This is a genomic window from Amycolatopsis sp. NPDC104775, from assembly GCF_055583325.1.
Genome location: NZ_JBVJOE010000001.1, coordinates 1,968,914 through 1,987,134, shown reverse-complemented (window position 1 = coordinate 1,987,134; position 18,221 = coordinate 1,968,914). Strand labels below are relative to the sequence as shown.

Genomic DNA, 18,221 nt, shown 5'->3' with positions numbered 1-18,221 from the left:
TGCCGTGCCGTGCCGTGCCGTGCCGTGCCGTGCCGTGCCGTGCCGTGCCGTGCCGTGCCGTGCCGTGCCGTGCCGTGCCGTGCCGTGCCGTGCCGCCCGCACTGATCTGGACATATTTCGCCGGACTGGGTGAACCCTCCGGCGAACCTGTCGATCTTGTCGGTCCCCTCCGGCATACTCAACTTCATCGAACACAAGTTCGAAGAAGTGCGATATGCTGCGGAAGGGACACAGGGGGATGGACGCGGTGCTGTTTGGGGTATTTGCCACTGGGGTACAGGAGTACCTGAGGAGAGTCGCGGGGACAGTTGCTGTGGGGACGGCAGCCTGGCCAGCTCGGGACGTGCCAGGGGATGTGGCACGGCTGGCCGCAGCATGGCGCGCGCTGTTGAGGCAGCACGCATTGGGGTCAGACGGCAACTGCGTCGTCTGCGGAGGACAATCGCGCGCCTACGAGGGCGTCGCGCGATGGATGCCGTGGCGAAGAAGCGCGGGTCTATGCACGGTGTGGCAGGTAGCAGTTGCCTACTTCGTCCGTCGCCTACCTGGCAACGATCCGTGACGCCATCGCCGTCCGCACCTTGACGGCTGAGGCGTCGCTCAAGCCTTCACGCACGTACGGGTTTCTTGCTGGTACTGATCGCCCGAAACGGCTTCGACGCGAGACCTGACCACCGCTGGCCCCGCGTCGGAATCCAGCGAGCAGTGGAGGCAAGAACGCGCCGCCGCTTGTTTGAGGTGCAACTGGTGCTTCCGCGATTTCGTCAGCCCCGGCGATCGTGGCCGCGCCTTTGCTGAACCGTGCGGGCAGTGCGGCCGGGAGTTGTTGCGGGCGAAGCAGATCAGCCTGGAAGCGACCTATGCGGATCAAGCTCCGGCGACGGCTTCGCGCGGCGGCAGCTGCCACTGCACGGTTTGCCTCGGCGGACGGATCAGACGTTCACGCCGCGGGCAGCGAGCCACGGGCGAGGGTCGATCTTCTTGGTGCCGTCCTGCCACACCTCGAAGTGCAGGTGCGGGCCAGTGCTCTCGCCGCGGTTGCCGATCTCGGCGATCTGCTCGCCGCACTTGACCTTCTGGCCCTCGCGGACGGAGAAGCTGTTCATGTGGCCGTAGACCTGGATGGTGCCGTCATCGAGCTGGATGCGGACCCAAAGGCCGAAGCCGCTGGCCGGGCCGGCCTGAATGACGGTGCCGTCGGAGGCGGCGTAGATCGGGGTGCCGATGGAGTTGGCGATGTCGATGCCGAGGTGGCTCGTTCCCCAGCGGGCGCCGAAGCCGGAGGTGAACGTGCCGTGAGCGGGCATGCAGGTCTTCGGGCGGGCAGCCTCTTCGGCAGCCTTGCGCGCGGCTTCGCTTTCCGCCTGCACGCGGGCTTTGGTGACCTTGGCGGCGTCGGCCATCTTCGCGGCTTCGGCGGAGGCGTCGACGGCGTGGCCGGTCGGCAGAAGTTCGGGAGCTCCCCCGGAGCCCGCGCTGCCGAGGGTGAACGAGGCGCTCGCGTTCTGTGCGTTGGCGAGCGGGGTGACCGCGGCGTCGGAATCTCCGCCGCTGGTCGACTTGAGAGTCTGCCCGGCGGCGGCTGCGGCGAACGCGCCAGCCGCGACGGCGGCGACCACTACCCGCCCGCGAAGGGCGGAGGAGGGCGGGGCGATGCGGTGCTGTCCCCGGACGCGGATGACCGCACCGTCCAGTGCGTCTTTCAGCGCCGGGGAAGGGGCTTGGCCGCCGGGGGAGCGGTGTGAAGCCAAGACAGGGCCTTCCATCGTCGGGGAGTCGGGCGGAAGCGGAACTCGGGCGGGGGATCCCGTGAACGAACCTCGGGGGTGATTCGCTCAGCGTCCTGCTTCGTGACCTGACTGTAATGGGGACCGCAGGACAGTAACGAAGCGGCGCCTCAATGAGCAAGACGCGACCGAGCTTTCGGCCGAACGAGTGGCGTGCATCGAGCGTCTAGCTGTGGAAACTACCCAAAGTTAATCGGGAACTACTTCGTCGAATGTGTCGTGAGTCACAGGCCTTCGGATGGTTCAACGCCTTCGGGGCCCCTTCCGGTGGCCCGCTGGACGAAATAACCGGTCGCTCCGGCGCGTTGAAGCAGTTTCACGCCGAATCCTGTGATGACGCTCACTCGTGGCGCGTCCCGTCGGGCTATCTCCAAGGGCTTCGCCTCGGCACTTTCGCGCTCGCGCTCCGGCGACGAAGCACCCGCAAGCTCTGCCTGCGACCTCACCCGTCCGCAGCTAGCGGATTGCTTTAGGCGGCATCACCTGGTCAGACCCCGCACACGGCCTCTCCGCTCAGGCGCGCAACGCTGTCCGCGGCCTGCCAACACCCCGCGTTTCATGGCGGGCGCTCGGTCGCTCACTCGCGGCAAGCCTTCGCCGTATCCGGCGGCCCCGTCTTCCCCAAGCCTCGCCACGGCTCTCCACGGTGCTGCGGCTGGTTACCTGCTCGCCCCGGCAAGCCACGGTCGTCCTCGATTCCCGACGGACCGTTCCCCCGACCTGCCGGAGCCTGCCAAGGTCCCCTTCGCGACCCGCCCGGATTGCCTGGCCGGAACCATGGCCCCCGCTCCCCGGGAGACCCTCCCCGGCGAACGGGCGGAGCCTGCCGCAGCTCTTTGCGCGGCCCGTCCCGGCCGACCCTGCCCCGTTCCCCAGCAGGCCGTCCCCACGAACTGGCGGAGTCTGTCGCGGGTCTCTTCGTGGCCTGGCCGGATTGCCTGGCCTGGCCGATTCGTGTCCCCGTTTCCGGCAGGTTGTCCCCGCGATCTGCCGGAGTTTGCTGCGGGTCTCTTTGTGGCCTGGCCGGATTGCCTGGCCTGGCCGATTCGTGTCCCCGTTTCCAGCAGGCCGTCCCCGCGATCTGCCGGAGCCTGCCGCGGCTCCCTTCGCGACCCAGCCAGATTGCCTGGCCTGACCGACCCGTTTCCCCGATTCCCGGCAGGCCGTCCCCACGACCTGCCGGAGCCTGTCGCGGCTCCCTTCGCGACCCGGCAGGATTGCCTATCCGTCCCCTCTGTCCCGTTCCCCGGCGGACCGTCCCCGCGACCTGCCGAAGCCTGTTGCAACTCCCCTCCGCGCTCCGGCTGGATTACCCGCCCCGGCGGGTCCCAACCTTCCCCGTTCCTGGCAGGTCCTCCCCGGCCTGCCAGGAACGGAGATCGCGGCTCCCCTCCGCAATGGCCGTTCACCTGCCCTCCCCGGCAGGTCTCGGCCCTCTCCACCCCTCGGTCCCGGCAAGTCGTCCCCACGACCTTCCGGCACCCGTCGCGGCTCCCCTCCGCGACCTGGTCGGGCACCTGCTGCGAACAGGCATCCGACCTCGTCCATCGCCCCCGCGATGTGTCCCCGTGCTTCGTCCCGCGCAGGAGTGACGCCCCGAACGTCTCTCCCTTACGCGACTTCCCGAAGTTTTTCCCGACGCTCCCTCCGGCCCCTCTGCCGTCGAGACCTCCGGCCCGCGCCCCTCTTACGCGGATCGGCGGAATTTTTTCTTCGCACCCCGTCAGACGCGCGGGGGCGGGCGGAGGTTCATCCGGCGGGGAATTCACCTGGAAGTGCGTTCCGGCCTGGTCGAGGCGGCCCTGCTGTCCCCGCGCCGAGACCGGTCCTTGCTAGCGTCGCGAGCGATGACTCCGCCGACCCCAGAGCCTTCCGACGGCGATTCCGCCCCGGACACCCCGGACACCGCCGACACCCCGGGCCGTCCCGGGCCCCGGCGTCCCAGCCTCGCCGAGCGCAAGGCTGCCGCCCGCGCCCGGGCTCGTCGCGATGCCAGCCGCGCGAAAGCGGATCCAGCCGAGAGCCCTGCCGACTCATCCGGTCGTCGCGGGACGGCTTCCGCTGGGCGTTCGGCTGACGCGTCCGGTCGTGCTGACGGTTCATCTCGCCGGAGCGGAGCGACCTCCGGGGAAGGTTCGGGCGGCCCCAGCCGCGGGATGCCGACGTCAGCAGACGGCATCGACGAGTCACGCCGGGCGGAGACTTCCGGTGGGAGTTCGGCTGACCGTGATGAATCGGAAGCATCGCGCCGCGGTGACGCGATCTCCCCAAAAAACACATCTGACCGTGGCGCGCCGAAGCCAGCGGAGAGCACCGATGGGTCGCGCTCGCCCGCGGAAGACTCAGCCGAACCGCGGGACGAACGCGCGGCGGGAACCAGCCGAGAGAAAGCATCACCCGCCAGTCAGCATGACGAGGCCAGCCGCCAAAAGCCCGCCGTCATCCCGGCCGAGCCGAGGTCCGCGTCCCTTCTGGACTTCACTGACGAAGCCCCCTCCCCAAGGCTCCAAACCGCCACCGCCCTCCTCGCCATCGGCTCCCTCGCCCTGGCCGCCGGTGCCATCGCCCCGGTCTCGCCGGACGCGGGGCCGGGCTACCTCTCCTGGCCGCTGCTCGTCATCCTCGCCATCGTCCCTGCCGGGATCGCGGTCGCGGCGGCTCGCAGCGGGCGGCACGGGTTGGCTGCCGGGCTCATCACCGGTCTCGCCGTTTTCGCACCGGGACGGCTGATCCTCGATCTCCAATTCCTCGTCAACGGCTCCAAAACCATCCGCCCTGAGCTGTATCTCCCGGACCGGTTGCTCGACCGCAGCGGGGTCGGCGCCGGGTTCTGGCTGCTGATCGCCGGACACCTGCTGACGATCGCCGCCGGAATAGCGGCCGCCCGGGTCGCGCGCGAGCGCAACGAGATCGCTGGGGGCGACGGCAAACGCCGCTGGCGGTTGATCATTCCGCTGCTGGCCGTGGTCGCCGCGGTCGGATTGCTGATGACGCCGGTGCTCTCCGACGACCCGTTTCTCCTTGCGCGGTCAGCGTTTGAGGGGCCGGGACTAGCGCTCGCCGGTTACCTTCTCCTCGCCGGTGCGTTGCCGATCGCCGCGGTGCTCGGGGTTTTCGCCGGATCCGACGGTGTCGCTCGCGGGACGCTCGGCGGGATTGCCGCGGCGGTGCTGGCTGTCGCGGTGCCGACGTTCGTCGCTGGGCTGGCCGTGCCTGGGCTGGAGGTGTCGACGGGGGCGTATCTCGCCGTCGTGCCCATGGTCCTGGTCCTCGGCCTCACTCCACTTGCGACACCGCAGCAGACTCAGGCTGAACGCACCGACCTGGCTGGCGAGGCTCGCGTCCCCGGGCTCACGATCTGGCGCACGCTCACCGGGTTGCTCGCGTTGCTGACCGGAATCGCGGCGGCGATCGGTGCGTACGCTCCGCAGCTCGGCAACAGCACGGACAGCCTGGCCCGGCTGCAACTGCTGGTCGCGGCGATTCTTGTTGTGCTGCCAGCACCTTTCCTTCTCTCGCGCCGCACCGCGCCGTTCGCTCGCGGGGTGCTCGCGGTGGTGTGGGCCGGCGTCGTTCTCGCGGGAACGGCCGTGCTCAGCACGGCGATCACCGCGTCCGAGGCGACGGGGCTCGGCGGGCTTGGCGGTGCGATCAGTTTTCACCTCGGCGCGGGAGCGGTTTTCACCGCGATCGCGCTCGGTCTCGCCGGGCTCACTGGATTGGCCGCGGTGATCACCGGCGTCGTGGAACGCGACGACACCGGTACTGAAGGGCCGCGATCGCCAGTGCTGATTCCGGCCGGGATCACCGCGGTACTGGCCATCGCGACATTCGGCCTGCCGGTTTTCACCGCCCACGATTACTCGACGCCTGGTCTCTGGTCCGATTTCGACACTCCGTCGTGGGGACTGCTCGCCGCGCTGCTCGTCGTTCTCGGGACGCTTGGGTTGAGCGTGCGTTCGCGGCCCGGTGCCGCGGCGGCGGGGCTGGCCGGAGCGGCGGTGCTTCTCGCCTTGCACGTCGCTGAGATTCCACTGGTCAGTTCCCTGTTCTCCGGCGCGAAGCCGGGCGCGGGGTTCTGGCTCGGGCTCGCTGCGGTCGTGGCGGCAGTGATTACCGCCGCCACCGCGGCTGCCGGGGCGAAGAAGTGAGTCCGCGACGGGTCGTCCTCGTGGAGCTGTCCGAAAAAACTGCGGCGATTCCGTTGGCGCGAATGCTGCGCGACGCCGGTCTCGAAGTCGTCCACGTAGGACACCTCGACACCGCCGAAAAGATCGTGCGCACTGCCGAACAGGAGGATCCCGACATTCTGGGCCTCCTCGGCGGCCCCGTTCCCGAAGGCCTCGCCGAAGCGCTTCCCGCCACGACCGTCGTCGAACTCGGCGAGGTAAGCCCCGAAAAGGCCGCCGAAACGCTTGTCGGTGGGCGGTCTCACACCCTGGAGACACCCTCTGACCGCGTACGGTGACCGACTTCACCAGGTGCGGCGTCCCCTGCGTCTGCGCTGGTCGCTAACCTCGACTGGTCCGACAGCGCGGTCCGGAAAACGGACCACCACAGTGGCGTGTCGTCAGGAGACTGGAGTAGTGGACCTCTACGAGTACCAGGCGAGGGATCTCTTCGCCGCCCACGGAGTACCGGTTCTGCCGGGCGCCGTGGCAAGCACCCCGGAAGAAGCCAAGGCCGCCGCGGAGCAGATCGGCACCCAGGTCGTCGTCAAGGCGCAGGTGAAGGTCGGCGGCCGGGGCAAGGCGGGCGGCGTCAAGCTGGCCCAGACGCCCGACGAGGCGAAGGAGAAGGCGGAAGCCATCCTCGGCCTCGACATCAAGGGCCACATCACGCACCGCGTGCTGGTGGCGGAAGCCTCGGACATCGCGTCCGAGTACTACTTCTCCTTCCTGCTCGACCGCGCCAACCGCACCTTCCTCGCGATGGCGTCGTCCGAAGGCGGCATGGAGATCGAGCAGCTCGCGGTCGAGCGCCCGGACGCGCTCGCCAAGATCCCGGTCGACGCGATCAAGGGCGTCGACAAGGCGACGGCGCTCGAGATCCTCAAGGCGGGGCACTTCCCGGCCGAGATCATCGACGAGGCCGCCGACGTCGTGGTGAAGCTGTGGGAGACCTTCGTCTCCGAGGACGCCACCCTGGTCGAGGTCAACCCGTTGGTCCGCGACCCGCAGGACAAGATCATCGCCCTCGACGGCAAGGTCACCCTCGACGAGAACGCCGCCTTCCGCCACCCGGCGCACGAGGAGCTCGTCGACAAGCAGGCCGAGAACCCGCTCGAGGCGAAGGCCAAGGCCAAGAACCTCAACTACGTCAAGCTCGACGGCGAGGTCGGCATCATCGGCAACGGCGCGGGCCTCGTGATGTCCACTTTGGACGTCGTGGCGTACGCGGGCGAGAAGCACGGCGGCGTGAAGCCGGCCAACTTCCTCGACATCGGCGGCGGCGCGTCGGCCGAGGTCATGGCGGCCGGGCTGGACGTCATCCTCAACGACACCGACGTGAAGAGCGTGTTCGTGAACGTCTTCGGCGGCATCACCGCCTGCGACGCGGTCGCGAACGGCATCGTCGAGGCGCTGAAGATCCTGGGCGACGAGGCCACCAAGCCGCTGGTCGTCCGCCTGGACGGCAACAACGTCGTCGAGGGTCGCCAGATCCTGGCCGACGCGAACCACCCGCTGGTCACCGTGGTGGACACAATGGACAACGCGGCCGACAAGGCTGCCGAGCTCGCCGCGGCAGGTGCGTGAGATGTCGATCTTCCTCAACGAGAACAGCAAGGTCATCGTCCAGGGGCTCACCGGCTCCGAGGGCATGAAGCACGCGACCAAGATGCTGAAGTCCGGCACCAACATCGTGGGCGGCGTCAACGCCCGCAAGGCCGGCCAGACGGTCACCATCGAGGGCAAGGACCTCACCGTGTTCGGCACGGTCGAGGAGGCCATCAAGGAGACCGGCGCCGACGTGTCGGTCATCTTCGTGCCGCCGAAGTTCGCCAAGGACGCGGTCATCGAGGCCATTGACGCCGAGATCCCGCTGGCCGTCGTGATCACCGAGGGCATCCCGGTGCACGACTCGGCCTACTTCTGGGCGCACGCGGTCGCGACCGGCAACAAGACCCGGATCATCGGGCCGAACTGCCCCGGCGTGATCAGCCCCGGCAAGTCGAACGCGGGCATCATCCCGGCCGACATCACCGGCGCGGGCCCGATCGGCCTCGTGTCGAAGTCGGGCACGCTGACCTACCAGATGATGTACGAGCTGCGCGACATCGGCTTCTCCACCGCCGTGGGCATCGGCGGCGACCCGGTCATCGGCACCACCCACATCGACGCCCTCGAGGCGTTCGAGAAGGACGCCGACACCAAGGTCATCGTGATGATCGGCGAGATCGGCGGCGACGCCGAAGAGCGCGCCGCGGCCTACATCAAGGAGAACGTGACCAAGCCGGTCGTCGGCTACGTCGCGGGCTTCACCGCCCCCGAGGGCAAGACGATGGGCCACGCGGGCGCGATCGTCTCCGGTTCGTCGGGCACCGCCGCGGCGAAGAAGGAGGCCCTCGAGGCCGCTGGCGTCAAGGTCGGCAAGACCCCGAGCGAGACCGCTGTTCTCGCGCGTGAGCTGTACAACAGCCTCGGCTGACCAGCAGCGACACCACTGGCGGAGGCCGGGCACCGACACGGTGCCCGGCCTTCGTCGTTTCCGCCCGCAACCGATCCGGTGTTCAGTGCGTCCAACGACGCGGACGCCCCGGCCGGATGCGCTAGCGTGCAGTCACTCGTGAGCGGGGGACGCCGCCGGTGCACCCCGGGTGCCTCAAGATCCCGAACCGCCGGTCGATGAGACAGGAGAGCTTCCGATGACCTTCCCCAGTGGCGGGCCCGGCTACCCCCAGCAGGGCCAGCCGTCCCAGGGACCGCCCCCGTCGGGCGGGTTCCCGCAGCAGCCCCAGCCGCAGCAGGGTCCGCCTGCCACGGGTGCCGGCGCGCCGCCGAACCTTCCGCTGCTGCTGTCCCTCGGCGTGGCCGGGCTCGGGCTGGTGCAGTACTTCCTCGGGTTCGCCGCCGAGGCGGGCACGGCCGGGCAGCCCATTCTGTTCCTGCTCGTCGGCGGTCTGCTGGCGGCGCTGAACCTGCTGCCCAAGGGGCCGAAGACGCTGCCATTCGCCGCGCTGTTCAGCGTGCTCGGCGGACTGGGCGCGCTCGACGCCGTCATCTCCGGGCGCTCGTCCGCCATTGTGATCGTGGTGCTGATCCTCGGTCTGCTGCAGATGGCCGCGGCGGTCGCCGTGCTGCTGTTCGAGTACGGCGTGCTCAAGCCGCCGACGCCGCAGCCGTCCGTCCCGGCCTACCAGCAGCCCTACGGCCAGCAGGGTCAACCGGGTCAGCAGGGTCAGTACCAGCCGACCCAGTACCAGCCTGCTCCCGGGCAGCAGGGTCAGCAGTCGCCGCCGCAGCCCGCTCCGGGGCAGCAGCAGCCGCCCGCCACGCCGCCGCCGGGCGGACAGGCCACGACGTACGCGCCGCAGCAGGGCCAGTTCTTCCAGCCGCCGGCCGACCAGAACAAACCGGGCACACCGCCCGGAGGTTTCGGACAGCAAGGCTGATACCTCGTCGTCTTACCCACCCGCTGTGACTCTCCGTGTCACAGCGGGTGTTTTTATTGCCCTCGTGCCACGACCGGGTGGGCGTTGGATTCGCCACGTCCGCCGGGCGGCGTGCCTCACCCGGACGGCCGAGTCCGGATGTCATGGTCGGGGACATGCAGGTGCTCACCAGTCCCGGACGCCCCGCGGGCGACGAGCCGGTGGGCGACTCCGTTGACCAGGATGTCCCGCAGGCACCCCGGTGGCGGGTGTTGCTCGTCGCGGCGCTCGGCCCGCTCGTCATCGGCTACGCGGCGGTCGCCATCCTGCTCGCGCTCGTCACGCTGACCGCGCAGCACGCGATCGTCTCCACGAGCGGCGTGCTGTTGTCGGCGGGGCCTGGCTGGCTGGCCGCCTACCAGGTCGAACTCGGGATCGGCGGCCATCCGCTCGGCATGCTGCCGCTGCTGCCGACCATCGGCGTGGTGCTGCTGGTCGCGCGCGCGGCGGCTAAGGCGGTCGGGCGGCTTCGCTGCGCGAGGCTGCGGCACACGGTTCCGTTGCTCGCCACGATTTCCGGCGCGCATCTGCTGTTCGGCCTGTTGATCTCGGTGCTGTCGATCGGCCAGCCGGTACGGGCGAACATCGCGCTCGCCGCGGTGGTGCCTGCTGTGCTCTCCGGAATCGCGGCGACCTGCGGGGTGCTTCGCCGGTTCGGCATGCCGAAGGTGCTTTCCGAACGGCTCGATCCGTTGGCTCTTCGAGGTTTGCGCGCGGGTCTGCTCGGGCTGTTCGCGCTGCTGGCGGCTGGCGCTCTGACGCTGACCGCCGCCACGGCCCTGTCCGCGCGGACGGTGTCCGGCCTGTTCGGGCCGTCGTTCGGGAGCAGTTTCGGCCTGTTCCTGCTTTCCGTCGTGTACCTGCCGAACGCCGTGGTCGCCGCGATGTCGTTCGTGAGCGGGCCTGGGTTCAGCATCGGCGGCCTCGACGTGCACCTCATCGGCTACCGCGGCGGTTCCGTCCCCGGGGTGCCGCTGCTCGGCGGCATCCCCGAGCACGCCGCGTCGTGGTGGCCGGCGCTGCTGGTGCTGCCGCTGGCGGTCGGGGTGCTGGTCGGCTGGTCGGTCCGCGCGGTGGACGACGATCCGGCGGCGCGGCTGCGGACCGTGGTCGTCGCGGGCGCGGTGGTCGGGTTCGGCTGCGTCCTGCTGGGCACGCTCGCCGGCGGACGCCTTGGCGACGGTCCGTTCGACCCGGTCAGCGTGCCGGTCGGGGTGGCGTCGATCGTGGCGTTCTGCTGGATCGTGATTCCGGCCGGGTTCGTGGCGTTCTTCGCGGGGGTGCACGCTCCGATGCGGCCGGTCGGCTTGCTTGAGGGGGAGGACGAAGCCGAGCCGGAAGAGTCCGACGAGCCCGAGTCCGATGAGGACGCCGCGGACCCCGACGAGGAAGCCGCGGAAGAAGAGGCTCCCGAGAAGGACTCGGATCTCGCTGAGGACGACGAGGACTTCGACGCCGAGGCCGACGCCGAACTGGGCCTCGACCTGCCCGAGGACGAGCCGGAAACCGAAGCCGCCGTTGCCGGAGACGAGCCCGGGGACGAGCCGGAAACCCCCGCCGAAGAGCCGGAGGCTGTGACCGAGTCCACCGAGGACTCCGGCGACGCGAAGCCCGCCGAGGACGACCGTTAGGGTTGGGGCGACCTGGTGAAGCGCCGTGCGCCCGAGGCGTACCGCCGTGCAAGGAGCCCGTTCTGGCCAGCCGCTTGGAACTGCCCACTCCGGTGAAGATCGTCGTGCTCGCGTCCGGTTCCGGCACGCTGCTGCAGGCGGTGCTCGACGCCGCCGGGCAGCCCGGGTTCCCGGCCGCCGTCGTCGCGGTCGGAGCCGATCGCCGTGGCATCGAGGCGCTCGCGCGAGCGGAACGGGCGGACGTGCCGTCGTTCACCGTCCGCGTCGCCGACCATCCGGACCGGGCCGCGTGGGACCGCGCGCTCGCCGAGGCGGTCGCGGCATATCAGCCCGACCTCGTGGTGTCCGCGGGCTTCATGAAGATTCTCGGACCGGAGTTCCTGTCGCGGTTCGCGGGCCGCGTGATCAACACCCACCCCGCGCTGCTGCCGTCGTTCCCCGGGATGCACGCGGTCGCCGACGCGCTGGCCGCGGGCGTCCGTGTCACCGGATCGACGGTGCATTTCGTCGACGCCGGGGTGGACACTGGCCCGGTCATCGCCCAGGAGGCGGTGCCGGTGGAGACCGACGACACCGAAGACGTCCTGCACGAGCGGATCAAAGCCGTCGAGCGCAGGCTGCTGGTTGAAACGATCGAGCGACTCGGCCGTGGTGGGTGCACCGTGGACGGACGAAAGGTGAGGTTTTCGTGAGCACAGCACAGGGACGGCGCCCGGTCCGGCGCGCGCTGATCGGCGTCTCGGACAAGGCCGGCCTGCTCGAGCTCGCGACCGGCCTGCACGCGGCCGGCGTGGAGATCGTGTCGACCGGCGGCACGGCGAAGGTCATCGCGAACGCCGGGGTCCCGGTCACGCCGGTCGAGCAGGTCACCGGGTTCCCCGAATCGTTCGACGGCCGGGTCAAGACGCTGCACCCGCGCGTGCACGCCGGGCTGCTCGCCGACCAGGACAACGACGACCACGTCGCGCAGCTCAAGCAGCTCGACATCGCGGCGTTCGACCTCCTCGTGGTGAACCTGTACCCGTTCCAGGCGACCGTCGCGTCCGGCGCGAGCCCCGAGGACTGCGTCGAGAACATCGACATTGGCGGCCCCGCGATGGTGCGCGCGGCCGCGAAGAACCACGGCAGCGTCGCTGTCGTCGTGGCCCCGGCGCGGTATGACTGGGTGCTTGAGCAGGTCTCCGCGGGCGGCTTCGAGCTCTCGGACCGCAAGCGGCTCGCTGCTGCTGCGTACGCGCACACGGCTGCGTACGACACCGCTGTCGCGTCCTGGTTCGCCAACGCGTACGCGCCTGCCGACGACAGCGGCTTCCCGGACTTTCTCGGCGCGACGTGGGACCGTGCGGACGTACTGCGCTACGGCGAGAACCCGCACCAGAAGGCGGCGCTGTACCGCGGCGCGCAGCCCGGCCTCGCGCACGCGGAGCAGCTTCACGGCAAGGCGATGTCGTACAACAACTACGTCGACACTGACGCCGCGCGTCGGGCCGCCTTCGACTTCTCCGAGCCGGCTGTCGCGATCATCAAGCACGCCAACCCGTGCGGGATCGCTGTCGGCACGGATGTCGCCGAAGCGCACCGCAAGGCGCACGCCTGCGACCCGGTGTCCGCGTACGGCGGCGTGATCGCCACGAACCGGCCGGTGAGCGTCGCGGCAGCGGAGCAGATCGCCGAGGTGTTCACCGAGGTCGTGCTCGCCCCCGACTTCGAGCCGGAAGCGCTGGAGATCTTGCAGCGCAAGAAGAACGTGCGGCTGCTGAAGCTGCCCGCGATCGAGAACGCGGCCCCGGTGGAGTTCCGGCCGATCTCCGGCGGCGTGCTCGTGCAGACCGCCGACGCGATCGACGCCCCCGGCGACGACCCGGCGAACTGGCAGCTGGCCACCGGCTCTCCCGCCGACGAGCAGACCCTCGCGGACCTGGAATTCGCGTGGCGGGCACTGCGCGCGGTGAAGTCCAACGCGATCCTGCTCGCGCACGAGCAGGCGACCGTCGGCGTCGGCATGGGACAGGTCAACCGCGTCGACTCGTCGCGGCTGGCGGTCTCGCGGGCGGGCGAGCGGGCGAAGGGCTCGGTCGGCGCGTCGGACGCGTTCTTCCCGTTCCCGGACGGGCTGGAGGTGCTGATCGAGGCAGGCGTGCGAGCCGTCGTGCAGCCCGGCGGGTCCATCCGCGACGCCGAGGTGATCGCCGCCGCCGAGGCCGCCGGGATCACGCTGTACCTCACCGGGACGCGCCACTTCGCGCACTGATTTTTTCGGTGACCGGCCGGGACCTTCGGGTCCCGGCCGGTTTTTTCATCCCTCGCGCAGGATCGCGTAGACGACTTCGTCGCGGTAGCCGCCGTCGCGCCAGGTGACCTGGCACAGCAGGCCTTCGCGGTGGAAACCGGTCTTCTCCAGCGTGTGCTGCCCGGCGAGGTCCTCGCTGTCGACGAAGGCTTCGAGCCGGTGCGCGCGGGTGTGCCGGAAGAGCTGGTCGACGAGCAGCTGGTACGCCTTCGCGTCGGTGCCGTGGCCGTGATAGTCCGGCAGCAGCGCGACGCCGACCCGGAAGCATCCACCGGCGGGACCGCCCCGATCGGCCGCCTCCCAGGTGGCCATCCCGGCGACGACCGAGTCGACGGTCACCGCGACCGCGCTTGAAGCCGGGCTGAGGAATCCGTCCTCGGCGAAGCGGCGTCGGGCACTCGGTCCGGTGAACTGAGTCCACTGGAAGGTCCCGGCGCCGTCCGGGTCCGTGGAGAACCGGTCGAGCACTGGCAGGTCAGCTTCGGCGAAACCCCGCAGGGCGATGTGTCCTGTCTTCATCAGGGTTCCCAGTGTAAAGAGCGGTTTTCCTGGTGTCCGGTGATCTTCCGGGTTCTTTCCCCGTTCGCGCTTGACAGCCGGGGAGGGGGCGGGCGAGACTGGAGGTGGTCGAACGGGTGTTCGATACTGTTCGGCGCAGTGGTGTGTTTTTGGGTGTGATTGTTGGGTGACCGTGCGGATTCCGCACGGGTGAGGATGCGGAACCGCCTTCCCCGCGGTGTGCCGGCGTCCGTCCTGGGCATGGTGTGGCGGCCTTGCCCGGGGCGGACCGTCGGCAGGTCTCGGCGGAAGGAGGAAACCGGTGACGACGGAAGCGGCTTCGGGGGCTGCTTCTTCGGGGTTTGCTTCGGAGATCGCGGAAGGGGCGGAGGTTTCGGGGGCCGCGGGGGCGGCTGGGGAGACTTCTGCGGACGGTTCGGTCGCTGTTTCTGTTGTTGCTTCGGTCGCCACTTCTGGTGCTGCTTCGGTCGTTGCTTCTGGTGTTGCTTCGGCGCTGTCCGAGCTGGCCGCAGGGACTTTGGCACCGGGCGGTGTTTCGGCCGTGGGCTCGGGGACGGTCGATCCAGCTCCGGGCGACGTGGTTATGGCCGGAGCGGGCTCAGCAGCGGCACCGGCTTTGCGGGTGGCCGGTGAGCTGGACTCGGCCGCGCTGACTGGTTGTTCGGAGCTAGCCGGTTTCCCTGTCCTGGCGGGGGTTTCGGGGAAACCTCACCGCTCGGCTCAAGCGAGCTTCTCCGCCGCGGAAACCCAGTCGCCCACGAGCGTGCCGGAGGCGCGGCTGGCACGCTCGTGGGAAGTGTCGGTGTCGTGGTCGGCGATTGAAGCGTTGGCGAAGGAACGGACACCGGTCGCCGCGGGCTCGCCGAGGACGATGTTCTCGTTGGGGGAGAACGGATCTCGTGCTCGGCTGGGTTCGCTGGGTTCTCTGAACGCGGCGTTCGAGCCATGGCTGTCAGCCAGTTCCGGCGGGACGGTCGAAGCCGGTTCGGTGCCCGCTGACGCTGCTGCGCCTCGCGTGCCGAGCGGAACGGGTGCACCGGCTTCGCTCGAAACGGCAAGCCAGCCTGGCGCGCGTCCACAACCTTCGGCTCGGCCTGGCCCCTCTGCGGAACGCGATTCGCCGCCTCAGCCTGAATTGGAGCTCGAACCGCCGGTTCGGCTTCGTCCATTAGTCCCGGTCGACCCCTCAGCCGAGCCTGACTCGGCAACTCAAGCCGAGACTACGCTCGCCTCTCCGGTTCGGTCGCGCCCGGAAGCTCCTTCGGTCGCCTCGGCTAGCCCTGTCCCGGCAGTTCGGCCCGGGACTTCGCTTGTTTCTCCGGTTCGGTCGTGTCGGGAAGCTCTTTCGGTCGCCTCGGCTGGCCCTGTCCCGGCAGTTCGGCCCGGGACTTCGCTTGTTTCTCCGGTTCGGTCGTGTCGGGAAGCTCCTTCGGTCGCCTCGGCTGGCCCTGCCCCGGCAACTCAGGCCGGGGCTTCACTCGCCTCTCCGATTCGGTCGCGCCCGGAAGCTCCTTCCGGCACCTCGGCTAGCCCTGCCCCCGCAGTTCGGTCCGGGACTCCGCTTGCCTCTTCGGCTCTGTCGCGCCCGGAAGCTCCTTCGGTCGCCTCGGTTAGCTCAAACTCGGCAACTCAGGCCAAGACCCCGCTTGCCTCTTCGGCCCAGTCGCGCCCAGAAACCCCTTCCGTCACCTCGATTAACCCCGCCTCGGCAGCTCCGCCCGAGCCCCCGCTCACCCCTCCGACCCCCCTGCACCCGACGACCCCACCCGACCCAACACCCCCCACCCCGCCCAACCTCCGTCCCCCGACCCGCCTCCATCCCGCCAATCCGCCTTCACCGTCGGCGGATCCGGCGCACCCGCTGGCCAAACTGACCGCCCTCCCCGGCGTCAGCACCGCCAGCACCGTCGCCGCCGAGCGGGCTTCCCGGACCGACTGGGGGCGGGCCGCGGGCCGGATGCTCCCCGTGGCCCCGGCACTGGCCGATCTTCTTCCGGGAGCCGGGTTGCGCCGCGGGAGCGTCGTCGCGGTTCACCACTCCACGTCGTTGCTGTTCGCGTTGCTCGCGGAGGCGACCGTCGCCGGGGCGTGGGCCGCGGTGGTGGGTGCTCCCTCGTTGGGGATCGTCGCGGCGGCTGAGCACGGGGTCGTCGTTTCGCGGCTCGCGTTGGTTCCGCGACCCGGGGCCGAATACCAGGCGGTGATGGCCGCTTTGCTTGACGGCGTAGACCTTGTCGTCACCGAGCCTCGTTCGGTCCGGCCGGACGTCGCGCGGCGGCTCGCGGCACGGGCTCGGCATCGGGGTGCGGTGCTGCTTTCGCTGGGGCACTGGCCTTCCGCCGACGTCGAACTGCACTGCACCCCAGGCTCCTGGACCGGGGTGCTCGAACACGGTGCCGGACACGTCCGTTCCCGCCCGGTCGAAGTGCACGCTCGTGGACGCGGCGCGGCGGCACGGCCCCGGTCGGCGTCGGTGCTTCTGCCCGGTCCGGAGGGGCGAGTTTCCCGGGGCGAGAAGCGCGTCGCGGCACGGGAAGAGGCAGTCGGGTGAACGACAAGAAGGATCCGCGTCGGCATCCGGTGCGGATGTTGGTTCTGTGGTGCCCGGACTGGCCCGCGGTCGCTGCTGTCGCCGCGGCGGGGAGTGTGCTTACCCGGCCGGCGGCGGTGTTCCACGCCAACCGGGTCGTCGCGTGCACCGCGGTGGCGCGGTCGCGGAACATCCGGCGTGGCATGCGGCGGCGGGAAGCGGAATCCCAGTGTCCCGATCTGGCGGTGTTCGGCGTGGACGAGGCGCGGGACGCCCGGTTCTTCGAGAACGTCGCGGCGGCGGTGGAGGAACTGGTCGTCGGGCTGGAAGTAGTGCGGCCGGGGCTGCTCGCGGTTCCCGTCGCCGGCGCGGCCGGGTATTTCGGCGGCGAACCGCGGCTTGCGGAGAAACTGGTGGACCAGGTTGCCGCGGCGGCTGGGGTCGAATGCCAGGTCGGCGTGGCGGAGGGGCTGTTCGCGGCGACCCTCGCCGCGCGGCAGGGGGCGCTGGTCGAACCTGGGCGGAGCGCGGAATTCCTCGCCCCGCTGCCGGTGACCGAACTGGACCAGCCAGGTGCTGAGCGAGCGGATCTGGTCGGCCTGCTCGTCCGGCTCGGGTTGCGTACGCTCGGCGCCTTCGCCGAACTCGGCGAGCGGGACGTGGCCGCGCGGTTCGGCCGCACCGGTGTGCTCGCGCATCGGCTGGCCCGCGGACTGTCCGACCGGCCGCCGTTGCGCCGCAGTCCACCGCCGGAACTGTCCCTTGCCGAGTCGTTCGATCCGGTGCTCGCCCGGGTGGACGTCGCTGCGTTCATGGCCAAAAAACTCGGTGCGCGGTTCCACGCCGCGCTCGCCGATCGCGGCCTCGCGTGCACTCGATTGGGTATATACGCGACCACCGAGAACGGCGAGCAGCTCGGTCGCGTCTGGCGTTGTGCGGAACCACTTACGCCGCAAGGTGTTGCGGACCGGGTCCGGTGGCAGTTCGAGGGCTGGCTCAAGGCCGTGCCCGGCGAACGGCCCACGGCCGGGGTCGCGCGATTGCGGCTTGAACCGGAAGAGACTGTCGAAGGGAGGTCACTGCAGCTGGGGCTGTGGCGGGGGAGCGATCCCGGCGCCGGCCCGGGCGAGGACGAGGAATTGGCTGCCGAACGGGCTGGCCGGGCATTCGTGCGGGTGCAAGGTCTGCTCGGGCCGGAGGGCGTGGTCACCCCGCTGCTCGACGGCGGACGCGATCCGGCGAGCCGGGTCCGGCTCATTCCGTGGGGCGATCCGCGGGAGCCGGTCGGACCGCCGGACGCCACGTGGCCCGCCCGGTTGCCGTCCCCGTCTCCGGCGACGGTGCTGGAACAGCCGTTGCCAGTCCAGGTCGTCGACGACCAGGGGCGGCCAGTCGGCCTCACCGCGCGCAAACGGCTGACCGCGCCGCCGCACGGACTTCGCGTCGCGGGCGGGCCGCCTCGGCTGATCACCGGATGGGCCGGTCCATGGCTGGTCACGTCGAGCCGTCGTTCGACCGGGCCGCAGCAAGCCCGGCTGCAGCTGTTGCTTGAGGCAGGGGAAAACGAGGCACCGGAGGCGGTGCTCGTCCTCTGCTCCGGAACGGAAAATCCAGTGTGGACAGTGGAGGGAAGTTACGACTGAGGAATACGGAACCGAGCTGCCGAGAAAACCATTTGGAGACAACGGAAGGAAATCGCACCTGATGGACTACGACCTGCCGGTGCCCCGCGTCCCGGTCGAACCGCCGTGCCCGTTCGACCCGGTGCCGGTCGCACTGCTGATCCCACAGCCCCGCCGATCGCCCGAGAACC

Annotated in this window: 12 protein-coding genes; 10 read left to right on the top strand and 2 right to left on the bottom strand. The window is 70.1% G+C overall.

Features of this window, described 5'->3' with window-relative positions:
- Positions 1-932 precede the first annotated feature (932 nt).
- Positions 933-1,619 carry a M23 family metallopeptidase gene (locus ACZ63D_RS08885; RefSeq protein WP_465353735.1) on the bottom strand — a complete coding sequence of 229 codons (687 nt, stop codon included), beginning with the start codon at positions 1,617-1,619 and terminating at the stop codon, positions 933-935.
- A gap of 2,846 nt (positions 1,620-4,465) precedes the next feature.
- Here ACZ63D_RS08885 and ACZ63D_RS08880 point away from each other — a divergent pair.
- From ACZ63D_RS08880 to purH, 8 genes are all read left to right on the top strand, one after another.
- Positions 4,466-5,938 carry a hypothetical protein gene (locus tag ACZ63D_RS08880; protein WP_465353666.1) on the top strand — a complete coding sequence of 491 codons (1,473 nt, stop codon included), beginning with the start codon at positions 4,466-4,468 and terminating at the stop codon, positions 5,936-5,938.
- Positions 5,935-6,255 (top strand): hypothetical protein, encoded by a 321-nt coding sequence (locus tag ACZ63D_RS08875; RefSeq protein ID WP_465353665.1) that lies wholly within the window; start codon positions 5,935-5,937, stop codon positions 6,253-6,255. The genes ACZ63D_RS08880 and ACZ63D_RS08875 overlap by 4 nt, the downstream gene beginning before the upstream one ends.
- 118 nt (positions 6,256-6,373) lie before the next feature.
- Complete coding sequence (gene sucC / locus ACZ63D_RS08870; RefSeq protein ID WP_037712311.1) at positions 6,374-7,543, top strand: ADP-forming succinate--CoA ligase subunit beta; 1,170 nt, start codon at positions 6,374-6,376, stop codon at positions 7,541-7,543.
- 1 nt (position 7,544) lies between these two features.
- The gene (gene sucD / locus ACZ63D_RS08865) at positions 7,545-8,435 is read left to right on the top strand and encodes a succinate--CoA ligase subunit alpha (protein ID WP_009072477.1); all 891 of its coding nucleotides are present in this window, start codon (positions 7,545-7,547) and stop codon (positions 8,433-8,435) included.
- Between the two features lie 217 nt (positions 8,436-8,652).
- The gene (locus tag ACZ63D_RS08860; protein WP_465353664.1) at positions 8,653-9,399 is read left to right on the top strand and encodes a DUF5336 domain-containing protein; all 747 of its coding nucleotides are present in this window, start codon (positions 8,653-8,655) and stop codon (positions 9,397-9,399) included.
- 155 nt (positions 9,400-9,554) lie between these two features.
- Positions 9,555-11,069, top strand: coding sequence for a cell division protein PerM (locus ACZ63D_RS08855; RefSeq protein WP_465353663.1), 1,515 nt, complete (start codon positions 9,555-9,557; stop codon positions 11,067-11,069).
- Between the two features lie 74 nt (positions 11,070-11,143).
- Positions 11,144-11,761, top strand: coding sequence for a phosphoribosylglycinamide formyltransferase (purN, locus tag ACZ63D_RS08850; protein WP_465353662.1), 618 nt, complete (start codon positions 11,144-11,146; stop codon positions 11,759-11,761).
- Entirely contained in the window at positions 11,758-13,320 is a 1,563-nt protein-coding gene (gene purH, locus ACZ63D_RS08845; protein ID WP_465353661.1) for a bifunctional phosphoribosylaminoimidazolecarboxamide formyltransferase/IMP cyclohydrolase, read from the top strand. Before purN ends, purH begins: the two co-directional genes overlap by 4 nt.
- 45 nt (positions 13,321-13,365) lie before the next feature.
- Here purH and ACZ63D_RS08840 read toward each other — a convergent pair whose 3' ends face one another.
- Complete coding sequence (locus ACZ63D_RS08840; protein ID WP_465353660.1) at positions 13,366-13,878, bottom strand: GNAT family N-acetyltransferase; 513 nt, start codon at positions 13,876-13,878, stop codon at positions 13,366-13,368.
- A 1,957-nt stretch (positions 13,879-15,835) separates the two neighbouring features.
- On the opposite strand from ACZ63D_RS08840, the gene ACZ63D_RS08835 reads away from it, so the two are divergent.
- Entirely contained in the window at positions 15,836-16,429 is a 594-nt protein-coding gene (locus ACZ63D_RS08835) for a hypothetical protein (RefSeq protein WP_465353659.1), read from the top strand.
- A 35-nt stretch (positions 16,430-16,464) separates the two neighbouring features.
- Positions 16,465-18,051: a DNA polymerase Y family protein gene (locus tag ACZ63D_RS08830; RefSeq protein ID WP_465353734.1), complete on the top strand. Its 1,587-nt coding sequence runs from the start codon at positions 16,465-16,467 to the stop codon at positions 18,049-18,051.
- Positions 18,052-18,221: the final 170 nt, after the last annotated feature.